17 protein-coding genes are annotated in these 17,543 nt (G+C 66.9%); 11 read left to right on the top strand and 6 right to left on the bottom strand.

What is annotated here, in order from left to right:
• Positions 1 to 14: 14 nt before the first annotated feature.
• From RKD05_RS17825 to RKD05_RS17865, 9 genes are all read left to right on the top strand, one after another.
• Positions 15 to 320 (top strand): hypothetical protein, encoded by a 306-nt coding sequence (locus RKD05_RS17825; RefSeq protein WP_424711964.1) that lies wholly within the window; start codon positions 15 to 17, stop codon positions 318 to 320.
• Positions 290 to 1,831 carry a hypothetical protein gene (locus tag RKD05_RS17830; protein WP_424711966.1) on the top strand — a complete coding sequence of 514 codons (1,542 nt, stop codon included), beginning with the start codon at positions 290 to 292 and terminating at the stop codon, positions 1,829 to 1,831. The genes RKD05_RS17825 and RKD05_RS17830 overlap by 31 nt, the downstream gene beginning before the upstream one ends.
• A 1-nt stretch (position 1,832) precedes the next feature.
• Positions 1,833 to 3,326: an SCO6880 family protein gene (locus RKD05_RS17835; protein WP_424711967.1), complete on the top strand. Its 1,494-nt coding sequence runs from the start codon at positions 1,833 to 1,835 to the stop codon at positions 3,324 to 3,326.
• Positions 3,326 to 4,903 (top strand): hypothetical protein, encoded by a 1,578-nt coding sequence (locus tag RKD05_RS17840; protein ID WP_424711968.1) that lies wholly within the window; start codon positions 3,326 to 3,328, stop codon positions 4,901 to 4,903. Before RKD05_RS17835 ends, RKD05_RS17840 begins: the two co-directional genes overlap by 1 nt.
• A gap of 5 nt (positions 4,904 to 4,908) precedes the next feature.
• Entirely contained in the window at positions 4,909 to 5,703 is a 795-nt protein-coding gene (locus tag RKD05_RS17845; RefSeq protein WP_424711969.1) for an FHA domain-containing protein, read from the top strand.
• On the top strand, positions 5,700 to 7,478 hold the full coding sequence (locus tag RKD05_RS17850; protein WP_424711971.1) for a type IV secretory system conjugative DNA transfer family protein: 1,779 nt from the start codon (positions 5,700 to 5,702) through the stop codon (positions 7,476 to 7,478). The genes RKD05_RS17845 and RKD05_RS17850 overlap by 4 nt, the downstream gene beginning before the upstream one ends.
• Complete coding sequence (locus RKD05_RS17855; RefSeq protein ID WP_424711973.1) at positions 7,475 to 7,870, top strand: hypothetical protein; 396 nt, start codon at positions 7,475 to 7,477, stop codon at positions 7,868 to 7,870. The genes RKD05_RS17850 and RKD05_RS17855 overlap by 4 nt, the downstream gene beginning before the upstream one ends.
• Positions 7,867 to 8,364 (top strand): hypothetical protein, encoded by a 498-nt coding sequence (locus RKD05_RS17860; protein ID WP_424711974.1) that lies wholly within the window; start codon positions 7,867 to 7,869, stop codon positions 8,362 to 8,364. The genes RKD05_RS17855 and RKD05_RS17860 overlap by 4 nt, the downstream gene beginning before the upstream one ends.
• An 89-nt stretch (positions 8,365 to 8,453) precedes the next feature.
• The gene (locus RKD05_RS17865; protein WP_424711975.1) at positions 8,454 to 8,903 is read left to right on the top strand and encodes a single-stranded DNA-binding protein; all 450 of its coding nucleotides are present in this window, start codon (positions 8,454 to 8,456) and stop codon (positions 8,901 to 8,903) included.
• Between the two features lie 174 nt (positions 8,904 to 9,077).
• On the opposite strand, the gene RKD05_RS17870 is transcribed toward RKD05_RS17865, so the two are convergent.
• The 3 genes from RKD05_RS17870 to RKD05_RS17880 all read right to left on the bottom strand — a co-directional run bounded on the left by RKD05_RS17870 (position 9,078) and on the right by RKD05_RS17880 (position 13,923).
• Positions 9,078 to 9,605: a hypothetical protein gene (locus RKD05_RS17870; RefSeq protein WP_424711976.1), complete on the bottom strand. Its 528-nt coding sequence runs from the start codon at positions 9,603 to 9,605 to the stop codon at positions 9,078 to 9,080.
• Positions 9,602 to 10,441 (bottom strand): hypothetical protein, encoded by an 840-nt coding sequence (locus tag RKD05_RS17875; protein WP_424711977.1) that lies wholly within the window; start codon positions 10,439 to 10,441, stop codon positions 9,602 to 9,604. Before RKD05_RS17875 ends, RKD05_RS17870 begins: the two co-directional genes overlap by 4 nt.
• Positions 10,442 to 10,698: 257 nt before the next feature.
• Entirely contained in the window at positions 10,699 to 13,923 is a 3,225-nt protein-coding gene (locus RKD05_RS17880; protein WP_424711978.1) for an AAA family ATPase, read from the bottom strand.
• Between the two features lie 346 nt (positions 13,924 to 14,269).
• Between RKD05_RS17880 and RKD05_RS17885 the strand changes: the two genes are divergently transcribed.
• Both RKD05_RS17885 and RKD05_RS17890 read left to right on the top strand, forming a co-directional pair.
• The gene (locus tag RKD05_RS17885; protein ID WP_424711979.1) at positions 14,270 to 15,109 is read left to right on the top strand and encodes a hypothetical protein; all 840 of its coding nucleotides are present in this window, start codon (positions 14,270 to 14,272) and stop codon (positions 15,107 to 15,109) included.
• Positions 15,110 to 15,206: 97 nt separating this feature from the next.
• On the top strand, positions 15,207 to 15,815 hold the full coding sequence (locus RKD05_RS17890; RefSeq protein WP_424711981.1) for a hypothetical protein: 609 nt from the start codon (positions 15,207 to 15,209) through the stop codon (positions 15,813 to 15,815).
• A gap of 102 nt (positions 15,816 to 15,917) precedes the next feature.
• Here RKD05_RS17890 and RKD05_RS17895 read toward each other — a convergent pair whose 3' ends face one another.
• The 3 genes from RKD05_RS17895 to RKD05_RS17905 form a co-directional block, all read right to left on the bottom strand.
• A complete protein-coding gene (locus RKD05_RS17895; protein WP_424711982.1) occupies positions 15,918 to 16,169 on the bottom strand; it encodes a hypothetical protein in 252 nt (83 codons plus the stop codon).
• A gap of 70 nt (positions 16,170 to 16,239) precedes the next feature.
• Positions 16,240 to 16,554, bottom strand: coding sequence for a hypothetical protein (locus RKD05_RS17900; protein WP_424711984.1), 315 nt, complete (start codon positions 16,552 to 16,554; stop codon positions 16,240 to 16,242).
• Positions 16,547 to 17,026: a hypothetical protein gene (locus RKD05_RS17905; RefSeq protein WP_424711986.1), complete on the bottom strand. Its 480-nt coding sequence runs from the start codon at positions 17,024 to 17,026 to the stop codon at positions 16,547 to 16,549. The genes RKD05_RS17900 and RKD05_RS17905 overlap by 8 nt, the downstream gene beginning before the upstream one ends.
• Between the last annotated feature and the right edge of the window lie 517 nt (positions 17,027 to 17,543).

The following is a 17,543-nucleotide window of genomic DNA, read 5'->3' on the forward strand; positions in this document are numbered from 1 at the left end:
GGAACCACACGTCAATGAACGATCTTCTCCTCCACACCATCGCCTACACCTCGACGATGCCGAACATCCAGCCGGACTATTCCGCACCGTTCTTCGTCGGATTCGTCCGCATCGTGTCCTACCTCCTTGGTGCCGCGCTCGTGATCACTCTGGGGCTGCTCATTGCCGCCCTATTGGCGCTGGGCTTTTCGAAGCTGGCACCAGAGCGTGCTCGTGTCTGGGCGGGGGAGTCCATCGGCACGATCGCGATCGTCATCGTCTGCCTCGGTTCGGCTTCCGGGATCTTCCAGTGGCTCGTCGGCTTCAACTTCGGTTTCTGATCCGGGCCGCCGCGGCGGCGATCGCCGTGGTGTGCGCGACCTCGGTCCTCACGGGAGCAGCGGCCGCACACGCGACGTCGCCGGCGTCGGCGATGTCGCTGGACACCGTGGACGTGTCGGGGGAGGCGTGGTCGGGTCCGGCGCAGCCAGTGACCTGCCGGATGACGGCGAACACCGCCTTCTGCAGCGCCACCGACAACACCCAGAACGGGGAGGTCGTCTGCTACTCCAACGTGCAGTCGTCGCAAGGGGTGGTGACGGTGTGCTCGAGCTACACAGGCCACGAAGCTTCCCTCACCGCCACGGGAGTCGATGGAAAGCGGTTGAAGCTGGAGTACGGGTGCGCGCCGCTGGATCTGATCTGCCCGGTGTGGGAGCAGTACGCCCGCGCGCAGGCGATCTCGGCCACGGTCGCGTCCTACCTGGTGCTGCAGCAGATGGCGTTTCGAACCGACGGACCCCTGTGGGAGGCGATGGCCGGGAAATGGTCGTTCTGGTCGTGGGCGGTCCTCATCGTCGTGTTCGCCGCGTTCGTGCTCGCCATGGTGCAAGCGGCGGCGTCCGGTCGACGCGACAAGCTGATCGGCGCGCTGGGACGAACACTGGCCACCGTGTTCGCGATTCCGGCCACGTTCTGGGTCCTCGCCCGGATCGTGCCGGCCATGGACGAGTTGACCGCGTACGCGTTCTCCCCGGACGGAGCGGGCGGCATGTTTGCGCAGCTGCAGACGACGATGTGGTCCGGCGGCAGCGGCTGGTTCGGGTGGACGAACCTTGTCACCGGCCTGTGGATCGTGGGCATGTTCCTGCTGGTGTTCGTGTTCGGATTCCGCAACGTCGCTCTGGCGGCGCTGATCATGGTGGCCCCGATCGCGTGGATGCTGTTCCCGCTTGAGCAGGTCGGGAAGCGGTGGGTGATCGCCTGGGCATCCGCGGTGGCGGCGCTGCTGCTCACGGGGCCGCTGACCTTGAGCTTCCTCGACATGATCATGCGTGGCTTCGCCGCCGCGGGCACCATCTGGAACCCCGATGTGATCCCCCTGCTGATCGGTCTGATCATGACCTCCATCACACCGTTCGCGGTGTTCGGGCTGTTCAACTTCGTCGGCCATGTCGCCGTCGACGCCGTTGGGAGCCGCCTCGGCCAGTCCGCAGGACGCACCACGGCAAACGCGGCCAGCCGTGGGGCGCGCGCCCTGCGCGGCCCGTCCCGCGCGAACGCTTCCCCAGCCGGTTACCGCGGGGCGCGGGGCCCGTCGGCGCCGGGTGGTCAGTCAGGCCCGACTGCACCATCGGGCGGACCGGGGCCGGCGCCCGCTGGTCCCGGTGGCGGATCACCGGGACCGACCGGCACCCCGGGTCCCACTCCGTCGGCTCCGGGGCGCTCAGGCGGAGGCCCCGCGTCGCCTGCTCCGTCACCGTCCAGCCCGTCGTCACCGCCCGGGTCCCGCCCGCCGGTGACGTCGACACCGCCGGCCGCGCCGAGTACCCCACGTCCCCGAGGAGCATGAGATGACCACTGCACAGAATGAGGAGACTCCGGTTCTCCTCTCCCGCCGATCCAGCCAGGGCATTGTCCTGGGCCTGGACAAGGCTCAAGCGTTCTGCGCTGTCCTCGCGTTGGTGTGTGTGGGGTTGGGTGCGGTGCGCGGGTTCCCGTTCGGGCTGCTGGTCGGCCTGGTCGCCGCGGTGCCGTTCGTCGGTGCCGCGGTGTGGCCGCACAACGGGTACTCCGCCCCGCGGAAGGCGGGCCTGTGGCTCAGCAAGCAGGTCCGACACGCGACCGGTGGCACGCGTCACACGTTCCGGCCCGAAGCCCCTAAGGTCGCCGGCACGCTAAACCTGCCGGGGATTCGAGCGAACGTGCGGCTGTGGGACGCGGATGAGCTCGCCCTGGTCTACAACCCAGTCGACCGTTCGGTGTCGTTCACTGCAGAGCTCGAAGTGCCCGGGTTTCTGATGGCCGAGTCTTCTGACCGGGCGGACCTCGCCGGGCGGCTCTCCAACGTGCTGGCGTCGTTCACGCAGCGCCCGGGCATCAAGCGCGTGATCCTGCAGGAGCGGACCACGCCGACCACAATCCGCGCGGCGCGGGAGAACTACCAGGAGGCCCGCGCGCGTCTCAGAGGAGCCGTCCCGGCGGTCACCGCGGCGAATTACGAAGAGGTGATGGACCGTTCAGAAACGTTCGCCGTCTCTCACCGCAACTTCTTCACGGTGACCCTGGACCTGAGCAAGCTCGACCGTCAGATCCGTGAGCTGGGGAAGGGCGAGCGCGGGGTCCGCGCCGTGGCGCTGATGGAGGCCCGGAACATCGCCGCCGCGTTGACGGAGGCGGAGATTCGCGTCCGCCTGTGGTTGAACCCGCGCGACGTGGCCGCCCTGACCAGGACGGTGTTCGATCCCGCGTCCATCCCCGGTATCCAGAACCGGTCCGCCGAGCGCCGCGGTGTGGACCCGATCGGGCTGGGCCCGATGGTGCTGGAGGAACCGCGCGGCAAGAACGGCCTGGTGATCACCGACTCTGGCGTGCACACCACGCTCTGGGTGCACGAGTGGCCGCGAACGGCTTCCCCGGTCGGGTTCATCGCCCCGCTGGTATTCGCTCGCCACCCGGTGACGGATGCGGCGATCAGCCATGTCCTGTCGATTGTGATGACGCCGGTCCCGGTCCGTGAAGCTCTGGACAGGGTCACCACCGAACGCAAGACGTGGCGCACGAACGAGAATCTGCGCGCGAAGCGGAACCGGGAGGGCTCCATCCTCAGCGAGAAGGACGCGGAGGTCCTCGATCAGCAGGAGGCCGAGCTTGTCGCCGGTCACGGTGAGTTCCGGTACGGGGCGTACCTGACCGTGACCGCGCAAGACGAAGCCGGGCTGCGGCAGTCTGTCGCGGGGATGCAGAACGCGCTAGCTCGAGCGGGGATGGAAGCACAGATCCTCTACTGCCAGCAGGCTGAGGCGCTGATGGTCAACGCGCTCCCGCTCGGGCTGGGGATGCGCTGATGCGGTGGGCAGGATCCTTCACCCCGGCGGGGGAGACGCGGAGCGAGCGTCGGACACGCGAACGCGCGGTCGCCGCAGCCGCCCGGGCCGACGTCAGCACATCCGAGGGGCCCGTCGGCCGTGCACGGGCGGTCCTGCCGGCGCCGGCATCTCCGGGGCCGTTCGCCGCGCACACGACCGCCCCCGGCTACTGGAACCCGATCGGGCTGAATGCGCCCGCACACCGGTCGACATCGCCCCATATCGCCGGGATCTACCCGTTCGTCGCTGATCCTGGGATCGGGCAGCGCGGACCGATCATCGGCGCCGATCTGAACGCGGACGCGCTGTGGCATTTCTCACCCTTCGACGCCTATGCCGACGGCAGCGACCGTGCGGTGATGACGACCAACATCGCCGTGTTCGGGAAGTACCGATCGGGCAAGAGCAGCACCATCAAGACGATGGCGGTGCGCAGCATCCCGTTCGGCTACTTCTCCGTCATCCCCTCCGATTCGAAAGGCGAGTGGGTCCCTGTCGCTCGCGCCGTCGGCGGGACGGTCATCCGCCTGGGCGGGGGCAGCAAGAACCGTCTCAACCCGTTGAACCGCGGGCCACGACGCGCGGACGTCACCGATGAGCAGGACGCGGAGATGGTGCGTGATCGGCGCAGCGCCGTCCTGTTCGCCCTGGTCGACCACACTCTCGGAGGAGCTCGCAGTCTCCGCTCGGACGAAGTGAACGCTCTGGAGCAGGCTCTGTCTGCCGCGATCGCAGCGACCGACGACCAGCCCACGTTGCGCACTGTGCTCGACCAGCTCGAGCAGATGACCGACGACGGCCTATGGTCTGACCCCGACCTCGTCACGGGCGCGCGCGAGCCTCGGTTCGTTCTGCGACGGTTTGTGCACGGAGATCTCGCCGGACTGTTCGAGGACGAGTCGACCGTCGAGTTCGACGAGGACTCACCAATGGTTGTCGTCGACACCAGCGAGCTGTTCGCCCGCGGCGAGCTAGTCGCCCAGCTGGCGTCGACATGCACCAGCGCATGGATCCAATCGGTCATCTCGGACCGCTCAGCCAAACGCCGGCGATACCTCATCCGGGAGGAGGGGTGGCGCGACATGGCATCCGTACCGCAGCTGCGCACCTTCCAGCAGTGGATGAAGCTCTCTCGCCACTACGGCGTGAGCAACATCCTCATCCTGCATTCGCTATCCGACCTGGACGCGGTGGGGGAAGCCGGATCGAAGGAGCGCGCCCTGGCCCACGCCATCTTGGGGGACATCGAGAACAAGTTCCTGTTCCGCATGAACCGGCAGGAGTGGGGCAACCTCCGCACCCGACTGCTGATGCCGGAAAGCCATGTCCAGCAGCTCCGGAGCCTCCCGAAGGGCCGGTTCCTAGCGTACGTGGGGGAGTACGCCTACATCGTCGACTGCTTCGCAACGTCCACCGCGTGGGAGTACGAGCTGTTCAAGACCGATGACGCGGTCACCGGTGAGGACAGCGACATCGACGACTTCGACGTGCCCGTCGACGAGGTGTGGCCGGACGTCGACGACGACGTTGATGCGTGGCTGGTAGCGGGGAGCTGACGGGAATGATCAACGTCATCACGGCGACCGTGTCCGGTCGCAACGCCACCGTCGTCATGTCCGACGGCGCCGAGGAGACCGTCAACGCGGAGCTCGGGCACGACATCCGGGCGCTGGTCCTGCGCCGAGCCACGGCCGAGGCGCGCCGCCTTGGCGACGTGATCGAGCTGCGCACTCTGGGGGACAAGGGCGAGCACATTCTCCGCATCACTCCAGGCGGGACGGTCACCCCGCGTAGCCCGCGCCCATCGACGGACGCGGGACCGGCCACTGTCCCACCGGCGCCGGCGCCGAGCATCCTCCGCCCACCCGCGTCGCCGCGACCGGCCCGGCTCACCGCCCAGGATGCCGTCCCGGCGACTGAGGACATCACCTACATCGACGTCGACGTCGATGAGTGGACCACGGTGAGCCAGCGGCGGCAGACGAACACGCTCACCGGCCCTCCGCGCTGGCAGCTGGTGTTCCCCTCCGCCACGGTCGAAGTGACTCAGGTTTGCGTGATCGGGAGAAACCCGGCGCCGCGGCGCGGGGAACACGTCATCACCGTTCCCGATCCCACCCAGACGCTGTCCCGTCGTCACGCCCGCCTCGAGCCCGTCGCTGACGGTGTCCTCATCACCGACCTGGACGCCAAGAACGGGATCGCCCACCTCGTCGACGACATCCTCACCGACCTTCCTCCGCAGACCCCGACCCTGATCCGCCCGGGCGAACGGCTCCTGCTCGGCGACCTCGACGCCACACTCCACGCGCCGCACCCCGCGAACACCCCAACGGAGAAGGACCACCGTCCATGAACACCTCATCAAAGTTCTTCCTCGCCGTAATCGCCGTGGGCGTCGCCCTCACCGCCGCATCGATCGGGGCGCTGCAGCTGGTCGGTCTCTTCGCCTGCGGGCAAACGCTGGGGATCTCCCACCCTCTCGCCGGGCTCCTGGTCCCGCTCACGGGCGACCTGTTGATAGTGACCATCCCCACGGACTGCACCTACCCGGCGGACACCGCTCGGGTCGCGTGCATCGTCGCGATCGCGCTGATCGCGGCCGCGCTGATCGCGGCGACCTTCATCTACAGCGCGTACCGGCAGTCGGATGCGTTCTTCATCCGCGACGTCAAGAACCGGTCCGGCTTTGCCAACGGGTGGGAGATCCGCAAGCACATGTCGGCCGCGGCCGTGCTCGCTCGCGCCCCGCAGCTGCGCCCCGGACTGAAGACCACCGCAGCAACCGATGTGGGGTGGCGAATCGGCCGCGCCCGCGGCCAGGACGTCTACATCTCCATCGAAGACTCCGTCGTCGTCGTCGGCCCGCCCCGCATGGGAAAGGGATACCGGGTCCTGATCTCGGCCATCATCGACTGGGCCGGCCCCCTGGTGACCACCTCCACCACCAACGACAACCTCACCGCCACGCTGCAAATGCGCCGCAAGCGCGGGCAGACGTGGGTGTTCGACCCGCAGGGACTTTCCGGGGTCCGCGATCGCGCCCGGATCAGCCCGATCGCCGGGTGCGAAGACCCCCAGGTCGCCGACCAACGCGGCCGCGCGATCGTCACCGGCACAGCCTTGGGCTCTTCGTCATCGAACCAGGAGTGGGCGCAAGCCTCCGGTGTCGTCCTCGCACGTCTCCTACACGCGGCCGCCGTCAGCGGCGGCACCGTGGAAGACCTGTATGCGTGGGGCTCGAACCCGCGAATGGCTCGCGCCGCCGTGGACATCCTCCGCAGCGACGGCACCCCCGGATGGGGCGACGGGCTCGAGGCGATCCTCGCCGGCGACGAGAAGCTGCTCTCCTCCACCTGGTTCGGTGTACAGGGTGCCGTCGCGCCGCTCGCGATCCCACAGATCCGCGACACGCTCACCCCAGCGCGCGGCGACCTGACCTTCGACCCACACGAATTCCTTGAGGGGGAGCACTCCCTGTACCTGGTCGGATCGGCGACCGGCGCGTCAGCGATGGGCGGATTCCTCGCGGCGCTGCTGAACGACACCGTCGAGGTCGCACGCACCAAAGCACTCGCCTCCCCAGGGTCACGTCTGCAGCGACCCCTGGGCCTGATCCTCGACGAAATCGTGAACATGTTCCGATGGGCGGAGTTGCCGCGGATCATGGCCGACGGCGGCGGCCGTGGCATCTGCGCCATGGTCGTGCTCCAGGCCCTCTCCCAGGCAGAGTCCGGATGGTCGGCCGCCGAAGCCAGCACGATCTGGTCCGCCGGAACAGCCAAGATTCTCCTCGGCGGTGGTTCCGACGTCGACGACCTGCGCGACATCGAAGCGCTGCTGGGCACCCGGGAACTGCAGCGCACGCAACGCTCGTGGAGCACGCATCAGGCGGGGGTGAGTACGTCCGAACAGCGCGAGCGCATGGCGGTGCTCTCGGCCGACGAGATCCGCCGGCTCCCGGAGTCGCTGGGACTGCTCGCCTACCGCAACCGTCGCGGCGTGCTGCTGGACCTGCAGGGCTGGACCGCTCGCAGCGACCGCGCAGACATCATCGCAGGCAAGAGCACCACGGCCGCTGAGCAGCAGGCCGTGTTCGCCGACCGGTACGCACGGAGAAGGTCACAGTGAGCAACGGTCGCCTCGGCGCCCGAGGAAACCGGTACCGCACCGGTTACCTCCGCTCCCGCGTGTGGTTCGCCCGCCGAGACCGCTGGTTCGCGGAGCAGCTGCGGCGCACCGGCGGGAAGCTCTCCTGCGCGGCGTGCGAGCGTCCCGCCCGGCCGCGCGCCCTCGAGCTCCACCACACCGACTACAGCGGCGTCACCTACCTCGACGGGCGGTGGTTCGCGGGCGAGCAGCACGAGGACCTGGTGTCACTGCACCCCTACTGCCACGAACTGCTCCACCGCCTCATCGACCGCGACATCGTTCTGCGCTCCCACAGAGACCGTCGCGCGGCGTCGACCGCCGCGATCACACGGCTCCAGCGACGCCTGGCGAAAGGAACCTCCACCCCATGAGCGACTACTTCGACCCCGACGAGTTCGCCCACGACCTCGAACTCACCACACCCGACTTCGACGTCGACAACCGTGACGGGACGTCCGCACCCATCGGCGGATACGCGGTGAACTGGCGAACCATCGACCCCGAGACCGCAGTCGACGAGTGGCAGCGCCTCCGCGACTGGGTGGAATGGTTCACCGTCCGCTACACGATCGCTTCCAGCGCGATCCCGAACTGCTGGTGGCGCCACGGCGGTCTCGTCGAGGAACTCTCCGCCCTTCACTCCGCGTGGGTCGCCTCCTTCGACCCCAGCGACGCCGGCCTCGGCCCCATCGGATGGCACGAACGCCTCGCGGTCGCTCGCGCCCGATGGCGGGAGGTCTACAACGGCGGCTGCACCACCACCCACCGCGACGACCTACCCCGCACGTGGGAGAACGTCACCCCCGAACACACCTGGTCCGAATGGATCAGCACCGACCATCGCCCCGCTCAGGTGCCCAACTAACAGGATCCCGCCACGGCGATCACCCTGAGCCGCGTGAAACCCTCCCCGGGACCTCCGAGGAGTTCAAGAAAAGAGAAAGAGGAAGAGCAATGAGCACGAAAATCCCCGTCACGATCCACGGCAACCTCACCGCCGACGTCGAGTCCGGCACCGGCCGCAACGGACCCTGGGCCCGGTTCAGCGTCGCCGTGACCGATCGGCGATTCGACCCCGAAACCAACACCTGGGAGGACGGGCAGACCGTGTTCCACCGAGTCGCGGTGTTCGGTAAGCAGGCCACAAACGCCGCCACGTCCCTCAGCAAGGGATCGCCGGTGCTGGTCTCCGGAGAGCTACAGTTCGGCACCTACGAGGACAAGAACACCCAGGAACTGCGGGAGAGCCGACAGATCATCGCCGACCACGTCGCCGTGTCCCTCCAATTCAACCCCGTGCAGGAGCTCCGCGCTCCGAAGGGGCCCGGCCCTGAAGTGCAGCAGAGCACCACAGGGCCGGTCGCGACACCGGCGGCAACCGGTGCCACTGCCTTAGCACGCTGACCGACTCCACATCGGGGCGGGCGGAAGCGATCGTAGCTCCCGCCCGCCCCTTGCGACGCAGGACCCTGTAGCCCCGAGCGCTGGTAAACGGGTAAACTGAACCTGCGCGTTGCAATAGCGACGCGAAGTGAGCTCGGCAGCCTTCCGGACGGTGGGTGGGCCGAGCTTCGCGCTTTATGCGGGCAGTCTCGTAATGCCAGCCACCAGTGGTTCGATTCGACGCTTCCACTCGCCGCCCTTGGAGTAGCTCCAGGCCACAGCGTCAGCCACCCACAGCAGTGGCTCCAGGTGGGGCGGTTCGAGTTCGTACGTGAGCGTCCCGGTGAGGCCATGTCGTTGGACTTCATGGAACAGAAACCGTCGATCAGCTTGTGCAATGGAATCATCCCGCTCAAGTACGACGCGCCGATGTCCGTGCTCGACAGCATGCGCGATAAGAGCACCCAGGGTCTCTTCGCGGCCGACCGAGGCGTGCTTCGAAGAGCTGTGGAACACGTGCGCCTGGAAGCCGAACTCGATGAGGCGCGAAAGGATCAGACGCTTGCGCGCATCCTGCTCCTTGGTGAAGTGGATACGACGCTGACCGGGCAGAACGAGACCACGCACGTTGCGCCGAGCCGATTCCATTTCACCGGGCACGACGACAGCGGCCGCGAGCGTGTACCCCTTCGCCTTGGACTCGTCCACGAAGAGAACGCTCATGACGCGTCCTCTTCAGAGAAACCGACCTTGCCCTTGCCACGACGGCTTGCCTTCGCCGCCGCCTCGACGGCAGAAGCCGAGAACGCCCCTTCGCGGGTGTAACGGAATTCGTCCATCCAGCCCGTAGGCGATCGGGGAGACACGACGCGGGAGCTCGTTTTCGACAGCAGTCCACGCTCTTCGAGGCCTCTCAGGCCTCGTCGGGCTGTCGCCTCCGAAATGCCATACCAGGCCGCGGACTGATTGAACGGGAGCACAAAACTGTCTCCGAGATCGAGAGCGATCAGGAGCATCAGCTTCTCCGGCTGACTGAGCGCGGCGTCGTAATCGTCGAGCCAGTAGCTGTGCGGCAACCGGAGCCAGTGACCGTCAGCCGTCTTCTTCGGGCGGGTGTACGGCTCACCGCTACCTGATTCGTGCAGGAGCCGATAATCCATCGTGTTGCCCTTGCGCTTTCGTTCGATGACGTTCAGGGCCACCAGCTTCGAGACGACCTTCGACCACCGCGACCTAGCAGCGTCGAACGTGGCCGCCTCGTCCAGCCGCGCCAGCTGCGTCCACGTCGGAGCGGGGTACTCCGCGGAATACGGTTCGCTGCTGGACGCGAGAGCGTGCAGGAGAAGATATGCGTCCAGAGCGGACTCATCCCGCGCGAGCTGAGAGAGGATGGAGCCACGGGATCCGGATGTTCCGCGGGGCTTCTGGATGAATTCCCGACGGATGGGAACAATAGAACGCTTCGTGCCCTCCAGCATCGGGAGCAGCAGTTCACGTCGCGGAGGCCTGCCCGCGGACGCGGGGGGTGCCCCAGCGCTGGCGCGGGTGGCTTTGTTCATGCCTCCAGTCTACCGATGAGGCCACCATGGGTTAGCCGCGAGCACCAACGTGAGTTGCCGTTTCAGGAACCCCATGAGAGTACATCCGAGTTCATTCGAGCTATCTGAGAGTTCATATGTGATGCCCAAATAGGCGGATTGCTCTCCGCTCGCTGAAGAGGCACCGGTTGGCGCTGGGGCGTAGGGCCGGTCCTCCCGGCTGGGTTGCCGATTCCGACGCAAGTACGCTCCAGCTGGTACTCCCCGTGAAGCAGGGCTCAGAGGCCCAGGGCAGGCCCGTCATACAAGGGGGTCGAGACGGCTGGCCCGGGTGCTACCGCTGCGCCCCTCGCACGACGAGAGCGGATGTGCGAAAGGCGGGCGCGGTGCTCAGCATCGCGCTGCGCCTCGGACTGCCCGGCACGGACGTCCCTCTCGAGCGGCCCGTGCTCCAGCGCCCGAACGGCGCTGGCGTACTCCCCACCCTTGGTCTTTCGAACCTGCTCCCGCTCCTCCAGCCGAGCCACCAACCGCGCGCGGACCGTCACAAGCGGCCCGCTAGGGACAGGGACGTCACCGTCAACCGTGGCGGCCGCGGCGTGGCCGCGCGCCTCGAGCGTGCGCTGACGCGACTCCAGCTCACGAAGCGCCGTCTGATCCCGACGAATCAGATCGCCCAGCTCTTCCAGCTCGGACCGCAGCGCCGGCACCTTTGCGGACACCTGCTCGAGGTACGCATCCAGGTCGACAATCGCGCCCAACGGTCGCACCCCTCGATCGTCCCAGGACGCCGAGGCCGCGTCCACGGCCGCGACAGGTGTCCGAGCGGCGCGAGCAAGTTCCTCCCGAGCAGCACGGATCCCGTCGTCGACGGTGACTTCCGGGGTGCCACGGAGCATCGTCGAGGCCACCTCGGCGACCGCCTCCCGCAGGCTGCGAGCGACCACGACGACCTCGTTGTGCCGGCGGCCGCGGGTCATCCCAACATACAGACCCGCCGCGTCCACACCGGGACCAACGATCGAGGCATCCATCGTCTCACCCTGGATGCCGTGCACGGTGGACGCGTACGCCAGGTGCACGTGCTCCGCGAGGTAGTCCGCCGTCACCGCGCGCGTGTCCGCTGAGTCCGACAGGCTCGCCAACACCGCGCCGTCCCGCGTGATGTCCACGACGCGCCACAGCGCCCGGTTGTCGACGTCCAGCTCCGTGTTGTTGCGACGGGTCTGCACGACGTCGCCGACCAGAATGCGCTGCTCGTCCTGGCCCACGCCGATCCGAGACAGGCTCAGCCGGCCCTCGTCGACGAGACGCTGCTGGATCCGGTCGTTGATGTTCTGCGCCTCGGCGTTGGTCATCGTCACCAGCGCCGCACGCTTTCCCCGCCCCGCCCAGTCGAACCACGCATCGACCATCCGGTCGCGCGCGTGCTCAGCACTGTCGACGAGGGCGACGTGACCCCGCTCGTGCAGCAGCTCCGCCACCTCAGTCGCCTTGGCCGAGGAACCGGGATCCCTCACTCGCAGCGACAGCGCCGCGTACTCCGGGTCGACGAACCGATGCACCGCGGTGAGCTCAACCACGGTTCCGCTGCGGCGGGTCATCATCGCCATCGCCCCGGAATGACCGACAGGCATCGCCTGCAAATGATCCCCAACCAGGGCGATCCCAGCGCCGGTCTCTTCCGCCAACGTGGCCAGTGCGGACGCGGTGTGCAGATCGACCATGCCCGCCTCGTCGACGACGATCCGATCACCCGACACCATCGGATACCGGCGCGGGCCGTCGTACACGCGACCGGTCGCCGGGTCCGCCTCACCCGGACGCACCCGCGTCCACTCCACGGCGCCCGCAGCGTTCTCCCCGAACCGCCACCCGTGATCCACCAGGAGCGCGTGAAGGCTCGACGCTGTCACACCGACTTCCCGCCCGGCCACCGACGCCGCCTTCTTCGTCGGAGCGACCACGAACAGCCGACGCCCCTGCCCCTCCAACGCGCGACGTGCCACCCGCAGCATCGTCGTCTTGCCCGTCCCCGCCGGGCCGGTGACCGTCACCAACCGGTCGGTGCCGGCGATCGCCGCGGCAGCCGCCGTCTGCCCCTCGTCCAGGGACTGCCCGTCCGCGAGGACCTGACCGGCGAGATCGTCGATCACGTCCACCGGGACCGTGACACCCGGCACGTTCAGGCGGTCAAACTGCTCGGCCAACGCGACCTTCACGGCCACGGTCCCCGCAGCGATATACCCCTTGATGTGCGGCGGGACATCCTCGTCCGTGGCCAGGAGGTTCACCGCCCCGCCCACCGCGCGAGCAGTCACGTCCTCGATGACCTCACCCAGGACCACACGGTCAGCCACGACACCGGACGCCGCGACCGCCCGCGTCGCACCCGCCCGCAGGTCATACACACTGAACCGGCCACCCGTGGCCGCAGACCTCTTGTCCGCCTCGGCCACAGCCTTGGCCGCCAGAAGATCACGGTCAAGGTCAGCAACCGCCACCGCCTCGACCGCGACCGCGGCACGCGGGCGGACAAGGCGCGAGTCGATGGCCGCGATCTCCTCGGCCACCATCTGCCCCCAGCTGTCCTCGTCGACCTGGCCCGGCTTGTTCGGCCGACCCTGCGCCCACGCCCACCGGTCAATCGCCTGCAACACCGTCCGGTCAGCCTCCTGACCAGGGTTGGCCGCCTGCCACTCCGCGAGCTTGACCGCCTTGTTCGCCTCGATCTGATTCGACCGCCGCGACAGCGGACGCACCGCGGCCACCAGCTGCGAGATCTCCCCGTCCGCGCCGATCGTGTACCCATGACGAGCCAACGCGGCCACCCACTGCGGGTCCGTCCGCGCGGCCAGCTCACCCTCCGCGTTGACCACGGTGTGCAGCTTCATCGCCACACGCGAGTCCACGTTCGACCACTTTCCGTCCTGACCGAGCACCTTCACACTCAGCCACAGGTGCCGGTGCAAATGCGGGTCCAACGCACGCGATCGCCGATGCTGCAGCTCGACCACCTCGATCCGGTGCAGCTGCTCCCGGAAGCGACCGCCGGCACCGCGCCGCGCGTTCAGCTCACGCTGCCACGTCAACAGGATCCGCTCACGAAGCCGGTCCTGCAGCGCCTCGAACTCCGCGGCGAGCTCCGGATTCAGCAACGCGACCAGGCTGTACGACTTCGGCGCGTTGATCGTCCCGTCCAGCACCAGATCCGCATCCGCAGACGCCAGCTCCCGGCCCCGCCGCTCGCCCGTCTCAGGATCGTCACCATTGACCCACCGTGCCAGGCCGGCCCGATCCAGCTGGTCAACGGAGATCTCCCCATCCACCACCACGAACCGCGACACTTCACCGGCATCCACATCGCTGTAATGCGCAAGCGCGGCCGCCCCCGACACACCCGTCAGATGCGAGTCGCACGCGCCATGAAAGGCGTACTCCACGGCCTGCCGGACACCCTGCGAGCCGACACCCCGCTTCCACCTTTCCAGCCCTCCACGCACGCCCACAGCGTAGCCCAGGTCACATAGTGCCTGCGTGCATTACATATCACTGTCATTGGAGAACCGGCGGACGCTCTGAGGGTCGGAAGCGCGGCGTTGACGGTCGGGGGGATCCGTCATGCGATCGCGTGCGCGCTACAGCCGGGTGACCGGATCGTCATCGTGCAGGCCGGGGTGCTCGACGCCGACACCGCCCGCATCGCCGCCGCTGTTCCGGAGCAGACGGGTGCGGGCCTCGCGCTGAGGTTGGCCCGCGCTATCGGCACGACGGATGCGGAAGGATTAGTCAGCGTTCATCCCTGTCTTCGGTTCGTGACAACATCCCGTCATGGTGAATAGTGCCGACATGACATCGTTCCAAGCAGCAGCGGTCGACGTGGCTTGGGAAGGACTGCCGAACTGGATATCTGCGGTGACGGGCACCCTCACTTTGTTTGCTGCCATTACGGCAGCCGTTTTCGCGGGATGGGCGGCTCACTGGGCCAAGCAGCAGGCAGAGGCAGCCCGAGCTCAAACGCACACAGCCACTGAACAGCTTCACCTCGCGCGTGACGAGGCCACCGAAGCGCGAAGACAGCTCGACCAGCAGGAACGAAAGGCGGTCATTACAGAGCGGCGTCAGACGGAGGCCCGTTTGGACACGATTGCTCCCTTGGTCATTGCCACGGCCCGTCGGCACAACTTGATGAGAAGCTTCCAAGGCTCCTTCGTCGAGGTAAAGCACCGCCAGGAACTGGAGGCAGAGGAGGATGTTTTCTTCCGAACCTCGGCGGCGATCACGTTCCGAAACCTCTCGAGCACTGTTGCCCGGATTGACGTCGTCGACTCGGCGCAGGGAGAACTAAGCGTCCGATCCGGGGAAGGCATCATCCTGAGCCCGGGGGAGCAGACACAGGTGTCGTGGCAACGCGTCGTCGCTCGCGCGGCGCTCCGAACGCCCGAGGACCTCGGGCGCCGTGAGCACTGGTTGATGACGGTGGAATTTTGGGTGCGAGATCTTGGGATGAACGTCCGGGACACGTTCCGCTTTGGGGGCGATTTCCGACACTTCAGGCTCGACGGATCCCGCCTCATCGTTGACCCCACCCCTCAGTTCCCCTGGGAGGACAACGTCGCAGAACCTACGGGGCCGCGCATCTACGAGCGACTCGACGCTGGACTGTCTGGCATCAGTCCTGCTTCTTGAGGTCGTACGAGTACCTCTAGCTGGGTGTGCCGCCGGGGCGGGATTCTCGAGTCGATGCGGTAATCCATCAGGGAGTCTCACGGCCTATCGTCGTGGCATGAGCGACTGGGCTACATTTGCGGCGATCATGAAGGACTGGGCGTCCCCTCTGGTCGCCGCCGTCATCGGAGCCATCGCGGGTGGGATCGCAACGTGGCGTTTCGCTCGAGCGGAATCGGCAAGATTGCGTCGCGAGCGTTACGGGCAGGCGCTCCTAGACGCGCTGGGATCGGCCCGGATTGCCGTTCAGTCGGCGCGGACGCGGGCGCACCGCGCGGATCGAAGAGACCCGGACGGGCTGCTACCTCAGACCACCGATGGTGCCGAGGAGCCACTTACGCTGCCACGCGAAGCCCGCGACATCTGGGTCAACGCACAGCTGGCGGCCACTCTCGAGAAGGCCACAGCATCGAAGCTTGCGATCAGCGGATGGGCTCTTCATCACCACGAGTCGCTGCTTGGCGGTGCGGCTCGCGTTGAGGATTTTGACTGGCTCGATAACCAGCTGCAGCTCGGCGAATACCTCGTTGTTGCCTGGCTAGCGGGTGACGCCCCGGGGATCGACTTCAAGCTCGACCGGGCGACTCTACATGCGAAATACGCACCGAAGTACACTCAGCGAGATCTGCCACAGTACGGCAGCCCAATTGCATCGGACTCGCTCTGATCTCGAGCCGATCCGGCACGTTAGCGCTCCGGCTTCCTTCATGACAACCGCTTCGCCGGATCGCAGAACGGTCCATGCTTATGGACGAGGCGGCGCCGCTCCTCAGCGGTAGTACTTACGGTCCACTTCGAGAAACACGGGTGGTGTCTCGACCTCTTGGAGGAACACGGCCGTGCCGTGGGTGACCGGCGCATGCTTCTCGTGGACGGTCCAGACGTCGACAATCCGGTACCACTTGCGGCCGAACTCGAAGCCGTGTCCGATCACCGGCGGGGTCTGGGCGTGCTCGTCCTGATAGATGTGCTCGCCGTTCGCGTAGTAGTCGACGAGGTATCGGGGATAGTCGGTGCTCACAGGAGGAGTGTGCCAGGTCGGAGTCGACTGGCATGCATCGGTTCGGGGCACCTCTCCGTGCCGCCTGGCCTCAGGAGCCGGAAGCTTGGGTATTGTCTCGTCGACCGAAGAAGAATCCGACGGTCGCAGCAGCAAGCGCCTGCAGGGGAGCGAGAGCGGCGACTGTCCGGACGAAGGATTCGTCATCAATCCATTTGACGACGACGGCGACGACTAGGTATCCGTACAGCAGCAGCGTCGAGACGACGATGATGAGGCCCAGTAGGCGCTGAGTGTCTGCGATGTGAAGCCAATGAGGGGGCACTCGCCTTGAGCGGATTCGCCAGGCAGAGGGGGCGGGGTTGAACTGGGGCTTGGCGTCCTCTTCGAACTCGCTCTCAGCCATCGGCGCCTCCGCGAGGGCACTGCACAGCGACGACCGCCGGCGGCCAGTTATCGGAAGACGGCAGCTCGAACTCCTCGAAGCTCTCGGCGGGAGGAGCGAGCGTCGTCGTTGTCGCCGGCTCCGAGAAGATCGGCGCGTCGGTCTTGATGCTGATACCCGTCACCGGAGTTGCATCGAGGGCGCGAAGGATCGGGCGGATGAGCGACTGCGGAACGGAGGTGGGTCCGATGAGTCCACCTCCGGACTCATCCGAGACGGCGTAGGTGCCCTGGAGGCCGGGAGCGTCCGGCGCTGCGTCGCAGGAGATCTCGTGTTCCGACGTCTCGCGCTGCGGCTCCACCGCGGGACGGTCGGGCAGCTGCCGGGATTCCAGGCGGATCTCGCGGATCCCCTTGGTCACCATGTAGATGACGAGGGGTTCTAGAAGTTCCCAGGGCAGGAGGGGGTCGGAGTCATCTGCGTCGTCGTTCACATGCGGTCCTGGTCTATATGAGCTGAGACAGGGCGCGAGGTCGGGAACGTCGGACACCCTGAGGGATGTTCATAGACTACCAGAAGGTGTCACTCATATGTACACAGGATGTGTATCGACGGCGTTTCGTGTGATATATTCCTCGTGTGCCCACCAACACATGAGGCGTTTGACTAGGACCCAGACCCCTCCACGCGTCAGAGAAACCGGCCGCAGTCATGCGATCGCGGTCAACCTCTCTCAACGAATCACCAACCGATCGAGCGTTCCCCACGCTCGGGTGATTCGCACTCAGCCATGCCCTGGCAGGCCGAGTCGTCGATGTTACGAGCTGAAGCTGCTGCCATCGACCGCGCGTTCCACCCCGAATAGGAGAATCCCGTGCCCGACAACGAAGCGACCACTGAACAGCGAAACGCTACCCAGGATCTCGTTCGCCTCAGCGTCAACATGAACCCAGAGACGGCGGCTGCGCTAAAGGAGTTTGCGGCCAACCGGCATCTCTCGTACACAGAAG

This window comes from Microbacterium sp. SLBN-111, assembly GCF_049739645.1.
Lineage (GTDB): Bacteria > Actinomycetota > Actinomycetes > Actinomycetales > Microbacteriaceae > Microbacterium.